The following is a 21,879-nucleotide window of genomic DNA, read 5'->3' on the forward strand; positions in this document are numbered from 1 at the left end:
AAGGAATGGGTCATGTTTAACGACATTGACCCATATATTTATATTGTCAGTATTACCGCAATTGCCACTATTATTTATATCTGGATCAGTTACCGGGTTACAAGTTTTAGAAAAAGCCGTGTAGAACGTATTGAAAATCTGATCAGGAAAGACCCTGAAACCACTGCGGCTATCCCCACTGATGTTTTAAGTGCCAAGGAAGAACGTCAGGAACGCAGGGATATGGTTAAGGGGGTTAAGACCCGCTTCACCGTCATCCGCCGTACACTTATCATCTTTCTCGGAGTGGTCTGGTCGCTGGCAATGATGCTGCCTTTTGTCGGCCAACTTCCCAGTACCATGATTTCAATCATTGTTGCTGTTTCCACAGCTGTGGTCGGTATTGCCGCCCGTCCTTTGGTAGAGAACATGATCTCCGGGATTGTTATCTCCTTTTCCAAGCAGTTACGGGTCGGTGATACTCTGATAATCGACGGTCAGTACGGGAATGTTGAGGATATTTCCATCACCCACACCAAGATTAAAATATGGGATTGGAAGCGTTACGTCATTCCCAACAGCAGGATGTTGAATAAAGAGTTCAGCAACCTGACCTTGAACGACAGTTTGCTCTGGGCTTACGTGGAATTTTCAGTATCGTACGACACAGACATTGATCTGGTCAGGGAAATTGCCGTTGATGTAGCCTCACGAAGTGAGCATCACAACGATCAGGAAGACCCGCAATTCTGGATACGGAGCATGGATAAGGAAAATGTTGTCTGCTGGATTGCTGCATGGGCGGATTCTCCGGCAGAGGCTTGGAACCTGAAAAGTGATATTTGTATGAGACTTATCCGGGCTTTTAAAGAGAGAGGAATTGCAACCCATATGTCGCAGATTAATCTTGCTAAGAAGAATGTTTGGGGCGATAACTCCAGCCATGAATAAAATTTCCCTGAAAAAATCAGACCTTGCAGTCTTAACCGTTGTCGCGGGAATTATTGTCTGGGTTGCATGTCAGTCGCACCCCATCGAGACTTTCAAGCTCTACACCAAAGAGCACGGCTATATTTTGAGCTTTTTTAAATTCGCAATCCTTGCCACTTTCGGGGAATGCGTGGCCCTGCGTATTGTGGATGGACGTTATTGGCGGCCCGGATTCGGTCTCATAGCCAAAGCGGTTATGTGGGGCTTTATAGGTTTGTTCTTAAAAGCAAGCTTTACGGTCTTCGCTGTCGGTTCCCCGGCAGTGGTGACTTCATTGGGTTTGAACATCAGCGTAGAAGACGGCTTCTTTGCCCGCTTGCTGATAGCTTTCACCACCAGTGTAATGCTCAACACCGTATTCGCTCCGGTGCTTATGATTCTGCACAAGATTTACGATGACCATATTCAGGTCCATCAGGGTAAAATACGCTCTTTGATTACACCTGTGGATGTTGCGGAGCGTTTTGCCGGTATCGACTGGAACAACATGTGGGGCTTTGTTCTCAAAAAGACCGTACCCATATTCTGGATTCCGGCCCACACCTTTACTTTTATGCTCCCGCCTGATGCGCGCATTATTTTTGCAGCCTTACTCGGCGGAGTACTGGGTGTGATTCTGGCTTTTGCGAGTCTTAAAAGCAGGACGGCTTATTAAGCCTGACATTCGTTTCGTTGCTGTTGATCATGAGTAGAGCTGCCGTATACGACCCGGTTGCGTCCTGCATCTTTTGCCATGTCCAAGGCGCGGTCTGCCCGTTCGGTCATGCTTTCTTTGCTGTCTTCATCATGGAAAGAGCTGATTCCTATGGAACAGGTGACTGTTCCCACTGATTCATAGTAGTTTCCGGCAATAATCTTCCTTATTTTGTCTGCCAGCAACATAGCATTTTGATGCCCGATTTCAGGGGCTATGATCAGGAATTCCTCCCCGCTCCAGCGACCGATAGTGTCTGTTTTACGCAGGTTGTTTTTCAGCAGTTTTGCTGTTTCCTGAAGAACCTTGTCTCCAACGTCATTTCCGAAGTTGTCATTGATATTCTTGAATCTATCCAGATCGAGCAGCAGAATGGAAAAGGAATTGCCATGACGCTGGGCTTTACCTATCTCGTAGTTAAAAATTTCATTAAGTCTCAGCCTGTTCGCCAGTCCGGTTAGTTTATCCACGCTGGATAGGTTTTCCAGTTCGTTTATGCGGGTTTCGTAGCCAGAGATAAGTTTTGAAATTTTTATTTCCAAAAAGACAACCAGCAGTGCGGACAGAAATACACCCAGCAGGGCAATGGAAGCAGTTGTCCAGACCTGAGACACGTCCGTATACAGACCTATAAGAACAACTGTCAGTATGCTGATTATTGACAGTGCAGTGAAACAGAAAAGTCTGCGGATGAAATGCTTTTGGGGTTGTATGCTGCTTTTAGGGGCCTTTTTCTCAGAGCTCATCGGGAATCCTGCGCACGACTAGAGGGTTTGTTATTTTGAGTATACGTCTTCTAAGGGAATGTGGCGCAAGAAGAGAAAAAGAGCAACAAAATTATTAGCTTTTCGATCTAAATCTGATTAACTGCCCATAAATTGAGCCCAAAGCTTTCTGCTTCTGGGGCCGTCAAATTCACAGAAAAATATGCGCTGCCATGTACCGAGCATGACTTCTCCGTCTTCGATGATCAGCATCTGATCCGGGCCGAACATGCTGGTTTTGATGTGGGCATCTGAATTGCCTTCCATATGCTGGTAATCTCCGCGGTAGGGAACCAGTTTGCGCATGTTTACGGTTATGTCGCGGACCACGTCCGGGTCGGCTCCTTCGTTAACCGTAATCGCTCCGGTGGTGTGAGGGCAGTAGAGCAGCAGAGCGCCGGATTGCCAGCCTTTGTCTTTGACCATTTTGCGCACAGACTCGGTGATGTCGATCATCTCTTCACGGCTGTTTGTCCTGATTTGCAAAGTTTCCACTAATTATCTCCTTTTGCTGAATCTGTAAGGTTATTATGCGGCTCTGCTATGCATACCCTGTTGCGCCCGGTATCCTTGGCCTTGTAGAGGGCGTTGTCGGCGCGGGCGAGCATGTCTTCGTATGCATCGACCCCGAATTTGATATCAGTTGCGTAATGGGCCACTCCGATGGAAATTGTACAGGTCAGAGGTTGCGCGTCGTTATTGAATGTGCGGGCTTCTATGCCATATCGTAATCTTTCGGCGAGTATCCTGCCTGAATTAATGTCGGAGCCAGGTGCCACAACAACAAATTCTTCTCCGCCATAGCGGGCAATAATGTCTGACGAGCGTATGACTTCCTGAAAAGCCGAGCTCATTTGTTGGAGTACTACGTCTCCAACTGTATGTCCGTAAGTGTCGTTGATAACTTTAAAATGGTCAATATCCATAATCATAAGCGAGCAGGGCTGTCCGGCACGAATGGCAATATCCACCTGTCTTGCCCCTTCTTTCATCAGGTATCGCCGATTGTGCAGTCGGGTCAGCTGGTCGGTTACCGCTGATTTTTGCAGTTCCTGTACCGTGCTCTCAACTTTTCCCTGCATGGCACAGAAGCCATCTATAAGCTGAGTTATTTCTTCAGGCGGGTGAGAAACCCCGGTTCCTGTACATTTACAATCAAATTTTCCTTTGGTCATTTGTCGGGCGACCGCGCTTAAACGTTTGAGAGGAATGCTTATGGACTGAATCAGCTTAATGGAAAATGGTGTTATGATCAGCAGTGTCAGGAATGCCCCGCTAACGGCTGCCCACAGGAAGGAATATATGGATTCCATGACTTCCCTGTAGTCAATTTCTGAAACTATGAGCCAACGTCCGGCCTTGACCCATTGGCTTGCGCCAAGGACCTCCGTGCCTCTGTAGTCGAGATAAGCTCCTTCCGGTTGAGTTCCTACCAGTACCGATTCAAGGCTTTGGATATTGGATTTGATTACCATGATGGCAGTGTCTTTGACCCGTCCGGCAGACTTGAGTTGATCAAGGAAGCGTGACTCGGTGAGCATGTATCCTTCACGGTTGACAATATATGTTTCCCCTGTGTTTCCAAACCAGAGTTTTTTCATCAGCTTGTTAATAGCTGTCAGCCTTGCGGCAAGGAATACTACCCCGCCGAAAGAACCGTTCTGCAACGTAACAGGATGTGAAAAAAGGATTATCGGGTTATCGAAAGACTTGCCGATAATAACTTTTGGGACAAGTGTTGGGTCGGCCTGACATCTGGTGAAATATTCGTGGTCACGGATGCCGATGGTGATTGGGGAATGAATGGATTCGTGGCTTCTGGTCGTACCGTCAGGTCCTACCCAGATAACTTCGCTGATGTCATCATGTGTATCATCGTAAAGGTTAAGTAATGGGGTTATCTGATTTAGATCGCCGCTGCGCAGACTTTTGCTTTCAGCTAGAAATTTTACATCAGAGCTTCGTTCCTTGAACCATTCATCAATAACTATTTTATGCGAAGTGACCTGTTCTTCCAGCTCTTGTCTGGCAGCTTTAAATACGGCTGACTTAATGAAAAATATGAGCATGATGGTCATGAAGAGTAAAGGCACTCCCACCATGATAATTGAATACCATTTGATTCTGCTGCTGATAGTTGCGGGGAAGAAGCGTAAAGGCATTAATAGCACTCCTGCATTGGTTATTTTAGAAAGAAATATATTACCATCAACAATGCAGGAGTGCTATTTTTTTATTGTTATGAATTGCTTTCTTTGCGGAACATGTGACAGAAACCGGAATCGTAGAGCAGGGATTCGCTGTCACTGTCTTTTCCGGGCAGGATCAGAAAAATGGTCTGCCGGGTGAAATTGTTCTGTTCTGCTGTTTCGGCCAGCTTTTCAAGTGTGGTCGGCACTGATTTTTCTTCAGGCCAGCCGATACGGTAGCCGAGGATTACCGGAGTGGAAGGCTCCATGCCTCCGGCAAGAAGCTGTTCTTGAATACCCATGGGGTTTCCTGCTGAAAGATAGATAGCCATAGCGGAATTATGTTCAGCCAGTTTTTGCAGGGATTCAGATTCCGGAACAGGGGTTCGTCCGGCCATGCGGGTCAGGATCAGGGTCTGGGTTCCACCGGGAACTGTGAACGATGCGCTGGAGGCTGCTGCGGCTGCGCAGGCTGAAGTTACACCGGGAATGACTTCATATTCAATGCCTGCTTCCCGCAGTAAACGGGCCTGCTCCTGCACAGCTCCGTAAAGAGCGGGGTCTCCGGTATGGACACGGGCTACTATTTCACCTTTGGAGGCATGCTCCTGCATGATGCGGTCGGTTTCTTCCAAAGACATGGAAGCGGAATTTTCAATGCGTGCATCTTCTCGTGCTTCGGCTATTACAGCCTCGGGGACCAGTGATCCGGCATAGAGGACCAGTCCGGCCTCGCGGATAATGCGCTGTCCCTTTACGGTGATCAGTTCAGGGTCTCCCGGTCCGGCACCGATGAAATATACTTTACCCATTTATTGTCCTTCGGGCTTGTCGGCCCAGAGTATGGTTACCGGATTGTGCGCTTTGTAGCGGATATCCCCGGCGAGTTTGTCTGATGTTGAGGCTTGAATCTGCATGGAATGCCAGTCCCAGCCCAGTTTTTCAAAAAGGTCACGGGTGCGCTGGATGCTGCCCATGAGTATGGCGTGGACCACCAGCCTGCCGCCCGGTTTAAGGCGTTCGGCCGCTTCGCGGATAACCGAATCTCCGCGTCCGATGCCCCCGCCCATGAAAATCCGGTCCGGATCGGCAAGATCTGCTAGGGCCTGCGGCATTTCGCCGCAGACAGGTTCAACAGTCCAGGCCCGGAAATTTTTGATGTTCTCCTTGATCATTGCAATCCGCTCGGCCTTTTTTTCTACGGCGAAAAAACGGGAGTCAGCACCGATAAAGGAAGCTTCAATGGCAACAGAGCCACAGCCTGCGCCGAGGTCCCATACGGTCTGTCCCTCTCTGAGACCCAGCAGGGCTATACCTGTGGAACGGACGGGAAGTTTGGTGATTAAGCCTTTTTCCCGTGTGAATGAATCGTCATCACGCCCGAAGAGCGGGGTTCTGCGTTCTTTGTTTTTCGCAGTGAGGATGACAATATTCAGGTCCGGGCATGTGAAATTTAAAAAAGACTCCGGCTCGCCCTGAACCACCTGTTCGTCAGGTGTTTCCAACTGGGCCAGTACGGTCATGGAATAATTATCCACACCTTTTTCGACAAGTCGTTGGGCAATGGCTTGCGGAGTGTTTGTTGTGTCTGTGTAAACAGCGCAATCCCTGTTGCGTTGCATAGCTCCGAATAGCGGCGAGTAATCATCACGGCCGTGCAGGGAAATAATTTCAAAGTCTTTCCAGCTATGAGCCAGCCGCGCTGAACCGATTTGAATAGCTGAAACCGCAGGGCTGACGGCAACATTCTCCTTGCCCAGCAAGGGGATAAGGGAAGCGGCAATGCCGAAAAGCAAAGGGTCACCATCTGCCAGCAGAACCACCTTCTTACCTTCTTGCAGCAGTTGCTTAAGAGTTTCGGCATATTCTTTTACAGGAGAAGCAAAGGGAACTTTGGGGCCGTTGAATTCTGGAAAAGATTCCAGCAAGCGTTTTCCGCCACTGAGCACATCAGCTTCGGAAATGGTTGCCGCAGCATCTTTTGTCGGCTTCAGGCTGCCCGGATGCAGGCCGATTATCTGCAAGGGATGTTTCATGTCATGTTTCATACAATGTATTGGCTGGATATTAAAGGAAGATTTAAGAATTTAATTTTATTTCAATATTAGTTACCAAAAAAAAGAGAATCTGTTATTGTGGAATTGACCCCTTCCACTCTTTTTTGCGGAGGTGATGAGGTATGAAAAAGTTAATTGCCATAGCTCTTCTGGTCGGTTCAATTATTACTGCTTTCTACGGATTTTCCCTGACTGCTCCCATGCTGGCCGGGAAAACCATGTCCGATGTAAATGACATTATGGGCAACATGCACATCGAGTACGAGGTAAATAATTACACAGCCGGTACGGAGAATCGTTGCATTCCTTTTTATGTAGTGGCCCTATTGGCCGGTGCTGCCGGTGTTTACGTACTTTACTCTCTGGAAGATCACGATGAAGAAGATTTTTTCTAATGGCCGGGGTAGTAGACCATTTGGCCATCAAAATCAAAGAGGAAGTACTCCACTGCTACCTCCGAGTTCCCGCTGAAAGCGCGGGCATTCCCGTGTGCTTTACGGACCAGCATGCGGATGAAAGCCGTGCGTGAATCTTCGGGGACCATTTCATATACATGCCGGGCCGTTATCGCGGCCCGGATTCTTTTTGTCAGATATTCAGCCATACCCAGTTCAGCGCACCAGTCCGCCAGCAGGTTAAAGTCAATGGCCCAGTCCTTGGCGTGGGTGTAGGGAAAGCCCATGGCGTGTTTGACCAGCTTGCCGATGAAAATGGACCAGCGCACAGTTCGCATGCCTTTTAGTTTGGCCTGCTGCATTGAAAATTTAAAGAAATCCGCAGCCTGCACCATACTTATCTGCGGGGTTTCAGGAAATTGGGCCAGAAATAGTTGTTCACTGCGCCGTCCGGTGGTGAATACAATTTCATCCAGCCCCGCAGCTCGGGCCACATTCAGGGACTGGGCGATTGAGGCTTTCCATGAGGCGTGGCTGTATGGGCGGACAATTCCCTGGGTTCCCAGTATGGATATTCCGCCTAGAATTCCCAGCCGTGAGTTCATGGTTTCCTTGGCAATTTCCTCGCCCTGCGGAACTTCAATAATAATGGTGAGCCGTCCGTTGAAATCCGGTGCAATCTGACTGAGCTCTTGCAGTGCTCCGGCAATAATCTGCTTACGGGGCACTGGATTGATGGCTGCTTCTCCCACGGATAAGGGCAGTCCCGGTAGGGTCACCCTCCCAACGCCTTTTCCGCCATTCACTTCAACCCGCAGTGATTCAGCTTCGTCTATCTTTACCAGTGCATGGATTTCGTGCCCGTGGGTGGCATCTGGATCGTCCCCGCCATCCTTGATGACAACTCCGCGTACATGATTCCCTTCTTTTAGTGCCCGCTCCACCGGAACGTTTAAAGTGCCTTTAACCGGAAGGGGGATTTCTATTTTTGTTGGGATACTTCCATTAAATAAGACTCGAATGGCAGCCATTGCCGCTGCTGTGGCGGATGATCCGGTGGTGTATCCTTCTCGGAGCTGCTTACTCATCTTCAAGTAACCTTCCCCGGGTCAGGATATCCTTGCCGAATTTGAGGCGGACCTGATCTACAGCCTTGTCCAGCTGTTCGAGTTTTTTGTTCTCTTTCGGTTTTTCCGGATCATCAAGCAGGGAAAGCTGCCTGTTGCGTTCTTCGAAGTTTGAAATGCCGACGCCGATTAAACGGATCGGGCCGATGGGGAGTTCCGCATCGAGCAACGAACAAGCTGTTTTGTATATTATTCCGGCATGGGAGGTCCGGGAATCTAATGTACGGCTGCGGGTGATCTGGCGGAAGTCGGGAAATTTGATCTTAAGGGTTACGGTTCTTCCTTTGACTCCGTGTTTCCTGATGTCTGCGGCTATGCGTTCGGATTGCCTGAGCAGCAGGGTTTTCAAAGTGTGAATATCGGAAACATCTTCACCGAATGTGTTTTCCGCGCTGGAGGATTTCATCGCCCCCCCCTCGGTCACCGGAGTGGGATCGATGCCCGCACCTTTATCATAGAGGACTGGGCCCCGTTCCCCGAACCTTTCTTTCCAGAACTCAGGGGGATAGCGGCGCAGGTCTGCTGCGTAGGTGATGCCGTAGGAGCGTAGGCGGGGCAGGGCTTTTTTGCCCACTCCGGGGATTTTTTCCACCGGAAGGGTTTTTAGAAAATCCTGTACCTGTTCTGCTGTAATAATGGAAATCCCGTCCGGCTTATTGAGATCGGAAGCAATCTTAGCCAGAAATTTTACCGGGGCAATACCAACTGATGCGGTCAGTCCGGTGGCTTTGCGAATGTCCGCTTTGATGGACTGGGCAATTTGGAGCGGGGTGCCGAAGAGTTTTTCGGTTCCGGTTATGTCGATGTATGCTTCATCAATGGAGGCCTGCTCCACAACCGGGGAGTAGTTGGAGAGTACCTCCATAACCTTGTGTGAAATTTCTTTGTAGCGGTGTCTGCTGCCTGAGACTACCTGCAACTGCGGGCAGAGTTTTAAAGCCTGACGCACAGGCATTGCCGAGCGCACTCCGAATTTGCGGGCTTCGTAGGAAGCCGCACTGAGGACAGAGCGTTCATGCAGGGAGCCGACCCCAACGGGTTTTCCACGCAATTCAGGATTATCCAGCTGTTCAACGGACGCGAAAAAGGCGTCCATGTCTATGTGCATGATGTATTTCTGCATAGGTATACCCGTTCCAGAGTAAATGCAGGTTGCTTAAATATCTTCCGCGCTGGAATATGCAGCGCAGGATTCAACAAAGTTTACTGCTACCTGCGGATTGCTGGCAAAATGAAGGTGGATATAACTGCCAAGTGTATTGTCGTTGGCAATGAATCCTTCGCTGGTGGCAATGTTTTTCTTGCAGGTTACCTGATAGGCTTTTGGAGGATTTTCAGGCATTTCTTCCAAAGCGGAGTAGTGAAATTCGTGTCCCCTGACTTTTGTCCCGGCTGGGCCGAGGATTGTGTCTTGAGAGAGTTCTACTTCCCGGTATCCAAGGGATTGGATACGGGATTGCATTGCACTGCGGAAGGGGAATATGCCGCACATGGGGAATACCCGGTCATCGTGGCATATGGATTCCATGAGGTACATGAATCCACCACACTCAGCATAGACAGGGTGTCCTGCTGTTGAAAATTCAGCGATGCTCCTGCGTAATTTAGTGTTCTGGGCCAGATCAAAAGCCGCGAGTTCAGGATAGCCGCCACCGAAATAGATTCCCGAAATGCCTTCGGGCAGGGCTTTGTCTTCTATGGGAGAAAAGGGAACCAGTTCCGCCCCGGCCTCACGCATCAAGCGCAGGTTTTCCTCATAGTAAAATGAAAAGGCACTATCCTGTGCAATACCGATTCTTGTGCGCGGGATCATAGGCACTTCATCAAAGCGGGGTTGTACGGGAATATCAGGCAGGGCTTCTATAATCTGCTCAAGATCAAGATTCTCCTCCACCCAGTCGGCAAGCGCGTTGTACTTGAATTCCAGATCTTCAAGGTGTTCCGGGGTCACAAGTCCCAAATGGCGTGAAGGGGTGGATATTTCTGCCCGGCGGGGCAGGCAGCCTATAAGCGGAACATCAGTGAGGGAAATGGCTTCGCTCAGAATCTGGGCATGATTACTGCTGCCCACACGGTTGCAGATCACTCCGGCCACAGGGGTCTCCGGGTCGAAATTGCAGAATCCCTGCACCAGTGCAGCGGCGGAACGGGCCATGGAACCTGCATCCACAACGAGGATGACCGGCAGGTTCAGTTCTTTGGAAAGATGTGCGGTGGAGCCGGTTTCGTCCAGCGCGGAATAGCCGTCGTAAAGGCCCATGACTCCCTCAACGATGCAGGCATCGGCATCCTGTGAGTAGCGGGAGAATATGTCACGCAGGGTCTTGCCGGAAAGCATCCATCCGTCAAGGTTGTGGCAGGTTCTGCCTGCGGCACGGGTATGGTGTCCGGGATCAATAAAGTCCGGTCCGGTTTTGAAGGGCTGGACTTTGATGCCACGACGCGCGAAAGCAGCCATAAGCCCCAGTGTTACCGAGGTCTTACCGCAACCGCTGTGTGTTCCTGCTACAATGAAGCCTTTGATGGAGTTCATTGGAACTGTATAATGTTTTTTTTCTGATCAGCCCAGCTTATTTTTATCCAGATAAGCGACAAACTTTTTACCTTCAGCAAAATCAGGATTAAGCTCCAGACATTTGCTCAGTTCTTCACGTACTTTGTCGTATTGCTCATCTTCAAAGTAGGCCCGGGCAAGGTTGTAACGCAGGTGTTCGTCTTCCGGGCTGAGGGCGATAGCTTTTGAGTAGTACTCAATAGCCTGGGGGATCATTTTTGATTTGCGGAGGTTGATTCCGAAATCATTGAACATATGCTTGTGCTCGGGGGCAAAGGGCGCATCCATGGAAACAAGTCTGGCAAAAACATCGTTAGCCCGTTCGGTTTCCCCTCTCTGCATAAGACATAGTCCGACCCCGAAGTTACCGCGCACGTTCATTTCATCCACTTTAATGGCGTTGGTGTATTCCATTTCAGCGCTGAAGGAGTTGCCCTGCTGGCGGTATCTATCCGCACGGGCGAGGGTTTTCTGCAATTCCTTCATATTGGGCAGAACCTGCTTGTGATACATTTCAGGTTCAGGAGTATAGTCTTTCAGGAGAGCATCCCGGTCAATCCCTTCCGGGTCTCCGGTTGGGACAAAATTACTGTTCAAAGGGCGGACCTGAAACAGGTCTTCAGCCATCTGCTCAACAAAATAGTAACCGATCTGCGCTACGCGGCGAGTGGTGGTTCCGGTTCCGACCTTTGCGATTCTCTGGCGTGAGAAAACTCCGCTTAGATCTTGAATTTTATTATTTTCAGACATTTACAAGCTCCGCAAATCTTAATTCTTTTCTTTACTGTAACGTTCTTTACTAAAATTGAGAAGAGGCTTGGTTTATTTCCGTATTATTTTTTGCCTGCCTGTCCGGCTATCCATTTGATCTGGCGGCATATTCCCATGAGCAGGTTGAATTCGTTGCGTTTGATGTCGATTTTGGACATGAAGCGTCTTACCGGCATCATCCAGTAATCCGGGTTGTCCGCTTTCAGGAAGTCGATAGCAAGCAGGGTTTCCTGCAGATTGGAAGCCAGAATTTCCTGTTCCTCAAATGAGGTAGGACGTTCTTCCGGAGGCCCTGCCGGGGTGAAGGGCTTGTCCAGAGCATTTTTAAAGCATTCGTATAATATAATGAGTACAGCCTGCGAGAGGTTCAGAGAGCTGTTTTCATGGCTGGTGGGAATGTTAATCAGTCTTGAGCAGAGCTGGGTTTCATCATTGGTCAGCCCTCTGTCTTCCGGTCCAAAAACTACGGCGACTTTTTCTCCGGCTCTGAGCTGTTCCACGATTAACGGAGCTGCGGAGGATGGTGTCATAACGCCTTTGCGCCAGCCTCCGGTGCGGGCAGTTGTACCATAAACCCGGGTCTGGTCTTTCAGGGCTTCGGAAAGTTCATCAGCAATAAGTGCTTTTTCAACAATATCACGGCCTTTGACTGTTGCCAGAGGCATTGCTTTCTCCATATTCCACGATGCAGGGCGCACCAGGGTCAGGTTTTCACAGCCCATATTGGTCATTGCTCTGGCAGATGACCCGACGTTCTCAGGAAATTTAGTACCGAAAAGTACAATGCTTAAGTTGTCCAGCATGTTAGCTCCGGGAAAAGTTATTTAGCCTGCAAGAGCGGGTAATCCCTTTCATGAGGCAGGCAAACAGCTTTCATAGAGCCATCTTCTTATGATGTCCAGTTTCGGTTTTGAAGCAAAATCACTTTTTGCAAACTGCCCGCGGGGAGTGTAAAATAATATGTATGAGTAATACTGAACTATCGGAAAAAATACAGGCTATTGCTGATTCTGTGGGGCTTTCCCCTGATGAAGTACAGGAGCTTCTCAGCGGGGGGAAAGCTATTCCGGATGATTTGAGGGAAGTTTTTGAAAGGATAGGTGATACTCTTTCTGAAGAGTGTGCAGAAGATTAAGCTTAAAGATAGTCCCGGCTTCGTCGACGGGGAGAAGTACGAAGCCGGGAGGGTGAAGTAAGCTTAGAGCAAGGGTGTCACAACCTTGGGAGAGTACGCATGGTTGTCTATGCCTTGGAGGAGGGGATAATCGCTCCGTCGGCTCCTACTTCACCAAGCAATTCGAAATCTGGGAAAAGGCTGGGGTCAAAGGTGTAAGAATAGTAATCTTTGAATTTTATAAGGTATGTTTTCCAACCGTATTGCCGTCTCATACGAGCTGCTTCTTTTATAACGTCTGCCATTTCATACTCCGCTATTTAATTCGCTTTCAGGAAATTTGTTGAATACCCGAGCTCTGCATGGCCTTTGTCGGGTCGGATTAATCTCTGTCTTTGTCTGGTACCGGAAAGGGAGGATTCTCTGTCTCTTTCACCCTTTTTTCGTTGGGACCGCAAAAACCTTTAAATGCTTTTTTAAGAAACTTTTTTTTGTCCAATGAAGAAATGCTGGCTGTTTGGGTCATGGTATATCTCCTGTTTGCAGTGTCTGTCTGAAAACAGTCTTAATGAACTTGAAAATCAATATCAAGAAAAAAGTGAGTTTTGAATCAAAAAAAACTGGCGGAGAATCATTTCCACCAGTTTTTTGATTTGAAATAAAGACAATAATATTTTTTATTATAGTTAGTTACACGCCATTCTTCCGTCTTTAATCTGTTTAATCATGTCAGTAACAGGAAGATCTGATTTGCAAAATCTATTGGCAATAGCCGGACATGCGCCACAAGCTTTAGCACAAGCACGTTTTGCTGCTTCCACGCAGGGACCGCCTCCGATAGGCAAAAATTCACAAGCATGGGCTGTAACACGCAGCTCAAGTCCTGCTCCGCATTTTAATCTTTGCCCGGCCGAAAAGTTAGCTCCATCAAAGATGTGGCTGCTCATAGCGTCTGCGTAAATCTTCAAGCATGCAGCTTCATTTTGTGTTGCTTTAGTGCATTCATCAACAAAATCTTCCATCGGTCCTGCAAAACAAACAGCAGGAGCGAGAACAAGAAGCAGTGTAAAAATAATTTTTTTCATCATTCCTCCTCTATTAGATGGTTTGAGAAATATAAAATCATCTAGGCGAGAATATTTTTATCATCATTTCGCCTTTAGTGTAACTTTTTTTAGTGTAAAATATTATTCTGTATTGAGCGTGAAAAGTAAAAAAGCCTCTTCAATTGAAGAGGCTTTTTTAAAATTATTTTGATTTAGTTTTATAAATTAGATTTTAGACATCTTTTAAATCGTCAATGAGTTTTTGCAGGTCTCCAGAAAGTCTTGCAAGGTCAGATACTGCGGTCATGGATTGGTGCATAGCTTCTGCTGTATCCATGGCAATACGATTAACTTCATCAGTGCCGCGGTTGATCTGTTCACTTGCTGCAGACTGTTCTTCACTGGCAGTCGCAATGGCGCGAACCTGATCAGCTGTTGAATCTACATTCTCAACAATGGTTTCGAGGCTTTCGCCGGCTTGTCCTGCGTACTCTGTGCTCTTGGCAACCATGTTGGCTGCATTATTCATTTCCTCGATATTTCTGCGTGTTTCAGCCTGAATGGCATGAACAGCATGTTCAACTTCTTGCGTTGCCTGCATGGTTTTTTCTGCCAGCTTGCGGACTTCATCAGCAACAACTGCGAATCCGCGTCCGGCTTCACCTGCGCGGGCTGCCTCAATAGCAGCGTTCAGCGCCAGCAGGTTGGTCTGGTCGGCAATATCTGTGATCACAGTAATTACCTGCGAGATTCCCTCTGCCTGTGTGCCGAGCTCATTCAGGCCACTGACCATTTTTGAAGATGCCTTGCTGACTGAATCAATGGAGGAAACCACATCGGCTACAATCCTGCCGCCGTCTTCTGCGTTTTTCTTGGCATCAAGGGCGCTTTCGGCTGCCTGTGATGCATTCTGGGCCACTTCGAGTACCGAAGCATTCATTTGCTCCATTGCTGTGGCTGATTCAGAGGTTCGTTCGCGCTGAGTTTCAGAACCGCGTGCTGATTCTTCAATCTGGGAGGAAAGTTCCTCAGATGCGGAAATGATTTGTTCTACAATGCCTTCCAGTTCCCTTGCGGCCTGAAGCATACCTTCAGCCTTGGCTCGTTCTGCGGCTTCTTTAGCCAGTCTTGCTTCTTCAAGGGCTTCGTTGGCTGCTTCCGTCTGCTGCTCGGCTTCTTTTGATTTTTCTTCCGCAGTGGAAATGAATTTAACCAGATTCTCCACCATGGAGCGCAGAGCGTCATGCAGGGTCAGCAGTTCGCCGCCGAAAAGACTGCGGTCCATCTTAGTTTCGAAGTCGCCTTCTGCAATCCTTTGTGCATCTTCAACCATAACTCCGATAGGCTTGGATATTGAGCGGGCAATAAACAGGACCACGCCGATTACCAAGATGATAGCCAGAACGGAAATGCTAACGATCAGTTTGAAAAAGTTGTTGGCTTCTGCGTAAATTTTATCTGTGGGGATAGCCAGCCCGATGGACCACGGAGTGGTTGTGCCGCTGATTACAACGGGTTCGAAAACATAGTAGTATTCTTTACCGTCTTTAGGAGATACCAACGTATTGTGATAAGTCTTTCCGTTTTTGATATCATTCAGTATCTCGTTGCGGACTGCTTCCGGGAAAGCTTCAGCGATGTTCTTGGTAACAACATCTTTGTCCGGGTGGGCAACGCAGTAGCCTTCATTGGAGGTGATGAAAGCGTATCCGGTTTCCATAGGATGGATGTCCTTGACCATTTTTTCAAATGAACCGAGAACGAAGTCAATACCGACTACACCTATGAATTTTCCGTTTTTGAGAATGGGTACACTTACAGTAGACATGATCTCCGGTACAATTGTGGTCGTATATGGTTCGGTCAGAACGGCTTTTTTGGTGTCGCGGGGAATCATATACCATGCACGAGTGTTGTTGGGATCGTTTTTGTGCATTTCAGCAAGTTTCCAAGTGCCGCCGTCGTACCAGCCGTACTGTCCGTATTCACCGTTAGGACCGTATTTTTCATTACCGACAAATTCTGCATCACGTCCATCAAGTTCATTGGGCTGCAGGACTATCTGAGTCCCGAAAAACATGGGGTCAACTTCGGTAAGGCTTTTGATGAAATCATCCACCATATCACGGTGAATATTCTCCTTATATTCGGTCATGCTAAGAATGGCCGCAGCACCGGCCCATGAAGCATCAAGAGCTTTTTCAATGATACCTTTAACTTCATTGCCATATCTGCCGGCCATTTCGCCGGCAAGATTTTGGGCTTGTTGGATGGAGGATTCTCTGGCTTTACTGACAATAAGGCTTGTGAATGCCACAAAGATTACGATCATCAATGCGCTGATGCTGAGCGCAATCTTGGTACCTATCCGCATGTTTTTAAACATATAAACCTCCATCCTTTCAAAGCAATGAATAGTTGAGCATTTAGCAGCTTTTCACGTTGTAAGCGTGCATGACCACACACAGTGTCCATCCCCAATTGTCTCAACAATACAATATTTTAAAAAAGGAAGCTATGTTTAATACAAAGAACGGCTCAAAAAGATCTATTCTTAATAATAGATAATTGGGGCCATATGAGGCCCCAAATTAACTGCTTTACTTAAGGAAAGACCAGTTCTATGCCGATGGGGCAGTGATCGGAGCCCATGACATCTGATTCGATCCAAGCATTTTTTACGTTGTCTTTCAGTTCTTCAGATACAAAGAAATAATCAATGCGCCACCCGGCGTTGTTCTTGCGGGCGTTGAAGCGGTAGCTCCACCATGAATACTTGCCGGGGCTGTCATCAAACATGCGGAAGGTGTCCACATATCCATGCTCGATGAACTTATCCAGCCATGCGCGCTCAATAGGCAGAAAACCCGATCTCTCCGAGTTTGCCTTTGGGTTTTTCAGGTCAATTTCCTTGTGTGCTGTATTAAAATCTCCACCGACTACAATGGGCTTTTTCTTGCGCAGTTCTTCAGCATATTTGAGAAAGCTGTCATAAAAGCCCATTTTATACTCAAGACGTTCATCGCTCATCTGCCCATTGGGGTAGTAGATGTTGAAAAGATAAAACTGTTCGTATTCCATAAGTACGACCCGACCTTCGCCTTGGTATTTTTCATCAGTAAGGCCGAATGAGTGGGAAAGCACCGGCTGGCGAGTGAAGCAGGCTGTACCGGAATATCCTTTTTTTACTTTGGACCAGTTCCAGAATGACTCATACCCTTCAATCTCACGGTTTTTGTCCGGTATTTGATCCGGGTGGGCTTTGGTTTCCTGAACCATGACTACATCTGCGTTGCTCTGCTCAAACCATTCGTTAAAATTCTTTTTGATTACAGCTCGATATCCGTTAACGTTCCATGAATAAATTTTCATTTTCTATCCTTATTTTAAACATTCAAAGCAAACCTGCCCGAAGGTTATGTCGCTGATATGGACTTCCTTCCAGCCTGCTTTTTCAACCATTAGTTTTAATTCGTTTATATTGAAATCATTAAAGAAGCCGGCCAACCTGCGCTTACCGACTTCCCGGCCCGGAATAAGCGGGTGGTAAATTAAGATAAGTTTATCTGCGTGTTTGAAGGTCCAATCCAGAAACAGTTGCGGTTCGTGGATGAACTCAAGCAGGTACAGGGCGCAGATGATATTAAAGCTCAGTTCAGGGAATTGCTGCTGATTGAGGTCGGCAACAATAGTATTACGGTTGCGGGCCACAATATCCAGCGGGGTGTAGGTACAATTTTCCGGTATGTAATCCCGCAGGAGCATAATTCCGGCCCCGGCATCAAGTACGGAACTGTTTTCGGGGACCAGTTGGCCTGCCATACCTGCCCGCAAGTCAGCTTCAGTACCGAGCATATCCCAGCGTGACCAGCGGCCGCAGTCGGTTTTCTTGTCCTTGATAAGCTGTTCGGTGAAGCCGATCATAAAATTTTCAGAAACCGGAGGGCGCATGCTCGCAGACATTATCGCATGTGCAGTCCAGGGTTGATCGTAGACAGGTTGTGGAGTCAGTGAACTGTCGATGCTGATTACATTGCAGAGCTCATGGCTGGGGGAGTATGGGACCAGCGGTCCGCCCATGTCTTCGTGGGGGAAGCGGTATGATTCATAACCCATGTCGCGCAGCAAGCCCATGATGGCTGTGAATTCCTTGATGCCTTTTTCCGAGTTATGGAAGTGACCCTTTTCCCAGATTATAGCCGCTACCCGACCTGTCTTCAAAAGTTCCAGACCACCCATAAGGGTTGCCAGTTCATGTCCTTCGGTGTCTATTTTCAGGAAAATACGTTCTTTGGAATCCATGAATCCGGCCTGGCGTACAATATTATCAATTGTTTCCAGCCGGACGCTAATCGGCTTGCCCTGATTGCGATTGCCGGGCTGCGGAACAAGGCTGTGTCCCATGGAAGAATTCTGGATCAGTTCACTTTGTCCGCTTTTGGAAGAAGCCGCGCATTGGGCAATCTTCACATTCTGCACGCATTCATTAAATTCACACCACATAGCCAGACGTTTCAGGTTTTCCGGGTGCGGTTCAATGGCCAGAACGTTTATTCTGCCCGGGTATTTTTTTGCTGCAGTCAGGGTGTAGAGGCCGAAATGGGCTCCAACATCAATGAATAAATCTCCCGGCTTAAGGTGAGCGTGTAAAAAGGCCCGTGAAGCGTATTCAAATCCTCCGCAGCGGGTTTCCCTGAAATTGAGGGAAGCAGTGCCGGGGTCCTGCATTTCAGCATTTGCCAGCAGCATATCAAATTCAGGCTCACCTTGATCATTTTTAATGACACTTGGAATTATCCGCCATGCTGAGCTGTTTTTCTTCAGTTGTTCGAGGATTTTCTGTCTGCTCACGATTCGTCCGATGATATTTAGTGTTTTTACTATATGAATATTTACCTGAAAGCAGGACATAAAAAAAGCCCGCATAAAGCGGGCTTTAAAAAATGGTAACGGGCTTACCCGTTAGTCGCAGTGACTAGTCCTCCTTGCTGCCAGCCTTGATAAAGGCAATAGCGGCAATAGTCATTGCGAGACCGAAGAAAAACCAGAAAAAGCTCATATCCTTACTCCTCCGTTACGTGCTTATTAAACTGGATATCCCTTCGATAACAAAAAAAAGAACTCTTGAATAGTAAATAAGACCGATTGAATCCGGTTTTTCAATGGGATAAGGGGGAAGTTCGTTTGTCGGGCTTAGACGGAAATGTTCAGCAGATACTAAAATAAATCCAAGTTTATTTTTTAAAATTGTATCCCTTAAACAGAAAGGTTCAGTACGGAACCGGGAGCAGGTGCGGCAAAAGAACTGCCGGACTGCATCTTGTCCATGATTTCCCCGGCGGCGAGGGGGGCGGTAAGTTCAGTAATGCCGGGATTGTTTTTTTCTGCTTCGGATAAACCTTTGTCGAGTCCTTTCTTGATGGAATCAAGGCTCTTGCCTTCATCTTCAAGGACCTCTTCGATCAGGCTTTTGATACTTTCAGCGGTATCTTCACCGAATTGCTGGCTGACCTGTGCGAAAGTGTTCTGCAGGGTAAGCTGTGCTCCCGTGCCGGGGCTGGCGGCAAAGAAGTGTTCCTGCAGACCGTTTTCGAAGTAGTCATTCATGGCATTGTTTAGATTGGAGTTGAAATGGCCCATGACCTGATCCCCGGCGGCAAAACCGAAGTTGCGGTCAATAAATTGTATGGATTTCAACAAGCCGTTACTCAGGGAGTCCTCGGTAATCTGGTCTCCGGAGTTGGCAATGACTATACCTTTGAATGCGGTGGCGGCTTCGTGGCCGAATTTACCTTCGATGAAGTCGGCTGCATTTGCGAGCGCGCCGGCCAGGTCAGAAGGGTCCTTGGGATTTTGTGCATCTCCCTCGGAACCCTTCTGGATTTCGCCTGTTTTGTCTGGATTAACGGTCTTTTGAGCGATCAATTCTGCAAACTGGTCAGCAGTATTTACGGGCGAGGCCGGAGTATTCAGGCGCGTCGCTCTAACGCCGGAAGTCCGGCTCCCGCCCAAAAGCGGAGAACCGTTTTCCAGTAAAGCCGGAGCTCCGTAATTATTATTTAGTGCTGATCCATTTATTATCATGACCATTATCCTTCTATATGGTCATATCGGCCCACCTTAAGAATTGTTTAGAGAGAAATATAAAAAAACGGTCTTTTGGCGGATGTTTTGTTGACGGCTAAAAGCGCTGTCCGTATCTTTGCTGTCATGAATATTGAAACCATTAAAGAATTTATCAAGTCGCAGAAGGTTTTGCTGGGCTGTATTGCCGGGGGAGTACTCCTTATTGTTGCCGCATATGCTATTTTTACCGTGCAGCAGTCCATTGCCGAGGAAAAAGCGCGTATAGCCGAACAGAACAGGGTCGAGCAGGAACGCATCCTGAAAGAAAAACAGGATGGGCAGCGGGCAAAGGTCATTGATACTATGAAAAAGCTTATTGAGACCGGAAATTCAGAAACAGCACTGACCGTTGCCGAGCAGAATAAAGCGTTAATGAATGATGAATTGCGGGCTATGATTCATCTTGCCACTGAGAAGGATCTGCTGGAGCGTATTGAACGGACTTCCAAATGGAATTATGCAGATCTGGCTAAGTATTACGGCGAGCTTGCCGATCTTGACCCGGAAAACAGTAAGTACCGCAAGGAGCTGAAAGGTTATGACAAGAAATTGCGTAAAAAACTGGAGCGAAAGCTGTATGCTCAGGCGCAGGCTCTTCCGGTGCGAGATTTCAAAGCCAATATGGATATTTATGAAGAACTGATGCAGCTCAATCCCGGGGAGAAGCTTTATAAAAGTAAATATGAGCGCTATCGGCAACAGTACGAATCTTTTATGAAAGAGCTGTCCAAATTCGGACCTAAGCCGCAGCTTTCGGCAGATCGCAAATTTTATCCTGAAGTAAAAGAATACCTGAGTAAGAATTCCATGTATCCTGAGACATTAGAGATGGAGTCTGCTACCGATTGTTATTACACTGACGCTGGCTGGCTTGTGGGTTGTACGTACAGCGAAAAAAATGAGGTAGGCACAAAGTTCAGTGAATTTCTTTGGTTCACCATTTCCAATTCAACTGTCCAGAAAGTTGAATCAGGTGGGGCATATACCGTGAATTAGTCTGTTTTATCTCTTTTGTGATTTTTGGATAATAAAAAACTCCGTCCGGTGTCCGGGCGGAGCTTTTTATTACCTTGAGGGAATGCTTTTGATATATTTTAATCTTCCAGATCTTTGATCCAGCCTTCAAGGGCATCGATGATCTTGCGAGCCTGATCAGGGCTGGAGATATTGAATTTGGACTGCGGGCGGTATTCACCTTTCATCTTGCGGAAACGGCGGATGGTGTACATGTCCTTGCCGTATTCACCGCTTTTACGATCCAGCTGCTTGTAACGGAACATGATGGTAGTCCATGCGCCTTTGGTCAGTACTTCTTTATCCAGTTCCTTGACGATTACCTGACCGTCTTCTTCATAATGTATAGTCAAATCTTCGATTGTTTCGCTCATGGTATCTCCTTGAGGGGTTGATATCTAATATCCGAAACCTGCCGTAAATGTCTTTGGTTGTCAAAGGCGAATGTCTGCTTTGTTTCTGCGTACTTAAATATGTCAAAAAAAGCATAAAGTCTTACGCTGATTGTCCGATCAAACGTTAAGTTTTGTTTTTAGTTTAATTATCAAAGGAGAAGACAAATGGTGAAATTAATTCGTGCGGGCCTCATGTCCGCAGTAATGGTTGTTATGATGTGCGGTGGTGTATTTGCGCAAGAAACTTTTGTTCCGCAGGGAAGTACGCTGGTTCCATACATGACCTTCTGGCAAAGCTCAAAATATTATTATTGGACAATGGTCTCATTAAGTAATGTAACTGGAAGTGATGTTAAATGCAGAGTTACCCCTTATAATGATAATGGTGCGGAAGTTCCACAGTACATAGAAGTAGAAACCAGTACTGCCGTTATAGGTAATGGTATTAGCGAATTTGATATTCCGGCTCATAGCACACGATATGTCAGGGTTCGGGTTAAGAATACCAAGAAAAACGTTGGCGGTTATGCGTTAATCGAGTGGTCTTCAACCGATACTGTTGCAAGAAGGGCATTGCTCGGAGGAGTTAGAACAAATGGTTATTCTTGGGAAGGTCCTCTGGGAGGAGAATACCTTCTTAATAATGGTCAATTGTTCTAAATTA

23 protein-coding genes are annotated in these 21,879 nt (G+C 47.4%); 6 read left to right on the top strand and 17 right to left on the bottom strand.

The annotated features are described in order from the left end of the window. The first annotated feature begins 12 nt into the window (after window positions 1–12). Together ACNI23_RS16690 and ACNI23_RS16695 are read left to right on the top strand one after the other, a co-directional pair. A complete protein-coding gene (locus tag ACNI23_RS16690; RefSeq protein WP_420250395.1) occupies window positions 13–930 on the top strand; it encodes a mechanosensitive ion channel family protein in 918 nt (305 codons plus the stop codon). After that, window positions 923–1,624 (top strand): hypothetical protein, encoded by a 702-nt coding sequence (locus ACNI23_RS16695; protein WP_420250397.1) that lies wholly within the window; start codon window positions 923–925, stop codon window positions 1,622–1,624. The genes ACNI23_RS16690 and ACNI23_RS16695 overlap by 8 nt, the downstream gene beginning before the upstream one ends. Here the strand turns inward: ACNI23_RS16695 and ACNI23_RS16700 are convergent. The 5 genes from ACNI23_RS16700 to cbiE all read right to left on the bottom strand — a co-directional run bounded on the left by ACNI23_RS16700 (window position 1,621) and on the right by cbiE (window position 6,652). Beyond that, complete coding sequence (locus ACNI23_RS16700) at window positions 1,621–2,409, bottom strand: GGDEF domain-containing protein (protein WP_420250398.1); 789 nt, start codon at window positions 2,407–2,409, stop codon at window positions 1,621–1,623. The genes ACNI23_RS16695 and ACNI23_RS16700 overlap by 4 nt on opposite strands. Before the next feature lie 117 nt (window positions 2,410–2,526). Further along, on the bottom strand, window positions 2,527–2,922 hold the full coding sequence (locus ACNI23_RS16705) for a secondary thiamine-phosphate synthase enzyme YjbQ (protein ID WP_420250400.1): 396 nt from the start codon (window positions 2,920–2,922) through the stop codon (window positions 2,527–2,529). Next, window positions 2,922–4,589, bottom strand: coding sequence for a sensor domain-containing diguanylate cyclase (locus ACNI23_RS16710; protein WP_420250402.1), 1,668 nt, complete (start codon window positions 4,587–4,589; stop codon window positions 2,922–2,924). Before ACNI23_RS16710 ends, ACNI23_RS16705 begins: the two co-directional genes overlap by 1 nt. A 77-nt stretch (window positions 4,590–4,666) precedes the next feature. Beyond that, on the bottom strand, window positions 4,667–5,428 hold the full coding sequence (gene cobM, locus ACNI23_RS16715) for a precorrin-4 C(11)-methyltransferase (RefSeq protein ID WP_420250404.1): 762 nt from the start codon (window positions 5,426–5,428) through the stop codon (window positions 4,667–4,669). Then, window positions 5,429–6,652, bottom strand: coding sequence for a precorrin-6y C5,15-methyltransferase (decarboxylating) subunit CbiE (gene cbiE, locus ACNI23_RS16720; RefSeq protein WP_420250406.1), 1,224 nt, complete (start codon window positions 6,650–6,652; stop codon window positions 5,429–5,431). Between the two features lie 143 nt (window positions 6,653–6,795). Here cbiE and ACNI23_RS16725 point away from each other — a divergent pair, with 143 nt between their 5' ends. Beyond that, window positions 6,796–7,068 carry a hypothetical protein gene (locus ACNI23_RS16725; RefSeq protein ID WP_420250408.1) on the top strand — a complete coding sequence of 91 codons (273 nt, stop codon included), beginning with the start codon at window positions 6,796–6,798 and terminating at the stop codon, window positions 7,066–7,068. On the opposite strand, the gene cbiD is transcribed toward ACNI23_RS16725, so the two are convergent. The 5 genes from cbiD to ACNI23_RS16750 all read right to left on the bottom strand — a co-directional run bounded on the left by cbiD (window position 7,065) and on the right by ACNI23_RS16750 (window position 12,323). Continuing rightward, window positions 7,065–8,156 (bottom strand): cobalt-precorrin-5B (C(1))-methyltransferase CbiD, encoded by a 1,092-nt coding sequence (gene cbiD / locus ACNI23_RS16730; protein ID WP_420250410.1) that lies wholly within the window; start codon window positions 8,154–8,156, stop codon window positions 7,065–7,067. The genes ACNI23_RS16725 and cbiD overlap by 4 nt on opposite strands. Next, entirely contained in the window at window positions 8,149–9,318 is a 1,170-nt protein-coding gene (dinB, locus tag ACNI23_RS16735) for a DNA polymerase IV (RefSeq protein ID WP_420250411.1), read from the bottom strand. The genes cbiD and dinB overlap by 8 nt, the downstream gene beginning before the upstream one ends. 33 nt (window positions 9,319–9,351) lie before the next feature. Continuing rightward, the gene (locus ACNI23_RS16740; protein ID WP_420250412.1) at window positions 9,352–10,728 is read right to left on the bottom strand and encodes a cobyrinic acid a,c-diamide synthase CobB; all 1,377 of its coding nucleotides are present in this window, start codon (window positions 10,726–10,728) and stop codon (window positions 9,352–9,354) included. Window positions 10,729–10,755: 27 nt separating this feature from the next. Continuing rightward, window positions 10,756–11,499, bottom strand: coding sequence for a tetratricopeptide repeat protein (locus ACNI23_RS16745; RefSeq protein ID WP_420250414.1), 744 nt, complete (start codon window positions 11,497–11,499; stop codon window positions 10,756–10,758). 83 nt (window positions 11,500–11,582) lie between these two features. After that, window positions 11,583–12,323: an RNA methyltransferase gene (locus ACNI23_RS16750; RefSeq protein ID WP_420250416.1), complete on the bottom strand. Its 741-nt coding sequence runs from the start codon at window positions 12,321–12,323 to the stop codon at window positions 11,583–11,585. Window positions 12,324–12,484: 161 nt separating this feature from the next. Between ACNI23_RS16750 and ACNI23_RS16755 the strand changes: the two genes are divergently transcribed. Continuing rightward, window positions 12,485–12,655 carry a hypothetical protein gene (locus tag ACNI23_RS16755; RefSeq protein ID WP_420250418.1) on the top strand — a complete coding sequence of 57 codons (171 nt, stop codon included), beginning with the start codon at window positions 12,485–12,487 and terminating at the stop codon, window positions 12,653–12,655. 107 nt (window positions 12,656–12,762) lie between these two features. Here the strand turns inward: ACNI23_RS16755 and ACNI23_RS16760 are convergent, their stop codons facing one another. The 6 genes from ACNI23_RS16760 to ACNI23_RS16785 form a co-directional block, all read right to left on the bottom strand. Continuing rightward, window positions 12,763–12,939 carry a hypothetical protein gene (locus ACNI23_RS16760; RefSeq protein ID WP_012765866.1) on the bottom strand — a complete coding sequence of 59 codons (177 nt, stop codon included), beginning with the start codon at window positions 12,937–12,939 and terminating at the stop codon, window positions 12,763–12,765. Between the two features lie 381 nt (window positions 12,940–13,320). After that, on the bottom strand, window positions 13,321–13,719 hold the full coding sequence (locus tag ACNI23_RS16765; RefSeq protein ID WP_420250420.1) for a hypothetical protein: 399 nt from the start codon (window positions 13,717–13,719) through the stop codon (window positions 13,321–13,323). Between the two features lie 193 nt (window positions 13,720–13,912). After that, a complete protein-coding gene (locus ACNI23_RS16770) occupies window positions 13,913–16,066 on the bottom strand; it encodes a methyl-accepting chemotaxis protein (RefSeq protein WP_420250421.1) in 2,154 nt (717 codons plus the stop codon). Window positions 16,067–16,284: 218 nt separating this feature from the next. Next, entirely contained in the window at window positions 16,285–17,052 is a 768-nt protein-coding gene (locus tag ACNI23_RS16775; RefSeq protein ID WP_420250423.1) for an exodeoxyribonuclease III, read from the bottom strand. Between the two features lie 9 nt (window positions 17,053–17,061). Further along, window positions 17,062–18,531, bottom strand: coding sequence for an FkbM family methyltransferase (locus ACNI23_RS16780; protein WP_420250425.1), 1,470 nt, complete (start codon window positions 18,529–18,531; stop codon window positions 17,062–17,064). Window positions 18,532–18,936: 405 nt separating this feature from the next. Beyond that, on the bottom strand, window positions 18,937–19,764 hold the full coding sequence (locus ACNI23_RS16785; protein ID WP_420250427.1) for a hypothetical protein: 828 nt from the start codon (window positions 19,762–19,764) through the stop codon (window positions 18,937–18,939). Window positions 19,765–19,854: 90 nt separating this feature from the next. Between ACNI23_RS16785 and ACNI23_RS16790 the strand changes: the two genes are divergently transcribed. Beyond that, on the top strand, window positions 19,855–20,802 hold the full coding sequence (locus tag ACNI23_RS16790) for a hypothetical protein (protein WP_420250429.1): 948 nt from the start codon (window positions 19,855–19,857) through the stop codon (window positions 20,800–20,802). A 98-nt stretch (window positions 20,803–20,900) separates the two neighbouring features. On the opposite strand, the gene ACNI23_RS16795 is transcribed toward ACNI23_RS16790, so the two are convergent. Further along, on the bottom strand, window positions 20,901–21,194 hold the full coding sequence (locus ACNI23_RS16795) for a hypothetical protein (protein ID WP_012765873.1): 294 nt from the start codon (window positions 21,192–21,194) through the stop codon (window positions 20,901–20,903). Between the two features lie 186 nt (window positions 21,195–21,380). On the opposite strand from ACNI23_RS16795, the gene ACNI23_RS16800 reads away from it, so the two are divergent. Next, window positions 21,381–21,875 (top strand): hypothetical protein, encoded by a 495-nt coding sequence (locus ACNI23_RS16800; protein WP_420250431.1) that lies wholly within the window; start codon window positions 21,381–21,383, stop codon window positions 21,873–21,875. The last annotated feature ends 4 nt before the right edge of the window (window positions 21,876–21,879 follow it).

Source organism: Maridesulfovibrio pacificus (SeqCode), assembly GCF_048612815.1.
Classification (GTDB): Bacteria; Desulfobacterota; Desulfovibrionia; order Desulfovibrionales; family Desulfovibrionaceae; genus Maridesulfovibrio; species Maridesulfovibrio pacificus.

Bases quoted from the DNA above. Each gene is read 5' to 3' on its own strand.
- ACNI23_RS16690 (WP_420250395.1), top strand. From the start codon at position 13: ATGTTTAACGACATTGACCCATATATTTATATTGTCAGTATTACCGCA.
- ACNI23_RS16695 (WP_420250397.1), top strand. From the start codon at position 923: ATGAATAAAATTTCCCTGAAAAAATCAGACCTTGCAGTCTTAACCGTT.
- ACNI23_RS16700 (WP_420250398.1), bottom strand. From the start codon at position 2,409: ATGAGCTCTGAGAAAAAGGCCCCTAAAAGCAGCATACAACCCCAAAAG.
- ACNI23_RS16710 (WP_420250402.1), bottom strand. From the start codon at position 4,589: ATGCCTTTACGCTTCTTCCCCGCAACTATCAGCAGCAGAATCAAATGG.
- cobM (WP_420250404.1), bottom strand. From the start codon at position 5,428: ATGGGTAAAGTATATTTCATCGGTGCCGGACCGGGAGACCCTGAACTG.
- cbiE (WP_420250406.1), bottom strand. From the start codon at position 6,652: ATGAAACATCCCTTGCAGATAATCGGCCTGCATCCGGGCAGCCTGAAG.
- ACNI23_RS16725 (WP_420250408.1), top strand. From the start codon at position 6,796: ATGAAAAAGTTAATTGCCATAGCTCTTCTGGTCGGTTCAATTATTACT.
- cbiD (WP_420250410.1), bottom strand. From the start codon at position 8,156: ATGAGTAAGCAGCTCCGAGAAGGATACACCACCGGATCATCCGCCACA.
- dinB (WP_420250411.1), bottom strand. From the start codon at position 9,318: ATGCAGAAATACATCATGCACATAGACATGGACGCCTTTTTCGCGTCC.
- ACNI23_RS16740 (WP_420250412.1), bottom strand. From the start codon at position 10,728: ATGAACTCCATCAAAGGCTTCATTGTAGCAGGAACACACAGCGGTTGC.
- ACNI23_RS16745 (WP_420250414.1), bottom strand. From the start codon at position 11,499: ATGTCTGAAAATAATAAAATTCAAGATCTAAGCGGAGTTTTCTCACGC.
- ACNI23_RS16750 (WP_420250416.1), bottom strand. From the start codon at position 12,323: ATGCTGGACAACTTAAGCATTGTACTTTTCGGTACTAAATTTCCTGAG.
- ACNI23_RS16755 (WP_420250418.1), top strand. From the start codon at position 12,485: ATGAGTAATACTGAACTATCGGAAAAAATACAGGCTATTGCTGATTCT.
- ACNI23_RS16760 (WP_012765866.1), bottom strand. From the start codon at position 12,939: ATGGCAGACGTTATAAAAGAAGCAGCTCGTATGAGACGGCAATACGGT.
- ACNI23_RS16765 (WP_420250420.1), bottom strand. From the start codon at position 13,719: ATGAAAAAAATTATTTTTACACTGCTTCTTGTTCTCGCTCCTGCTGTT.
- ACNI23_RS16770 (WP_420250421.1), bottom strand. From the start codon at position 16,066: ATGTTTAAAAACATGCGGATAGGTACCAAGATTGCGCTCAGCATCAGC.
- ACNI23_RS16775 (WP_420250423.1), bottom strand. From the start codon at position 17,052: ATGAAAATTTATTCATGGAACGTTAACGGATATCGAGCTGTAATCAAA.
- ACNI23_RS16785 (WP_420250427.1), bottom strand. From the start codon at position 19,764: ATGATAATAAATGGATCAGCACTAAATAATAATTACGGAGCTCCGGCT.
- ACNI23_RS16795 (WP_012765873.1), bottom strand. From the start codon at position 21,194: ATGAGCGAAACAATCGAAGATTTGACTATACATTATGAAGAAGACGGT.
- ACNI23_RS16800 (WP_420250431.1), top strand. From the start codon at position 21,381: ATGGTGAAATTAATTCGTGCGGGCCTCATGTCCGCAGTAATGGTTGTT.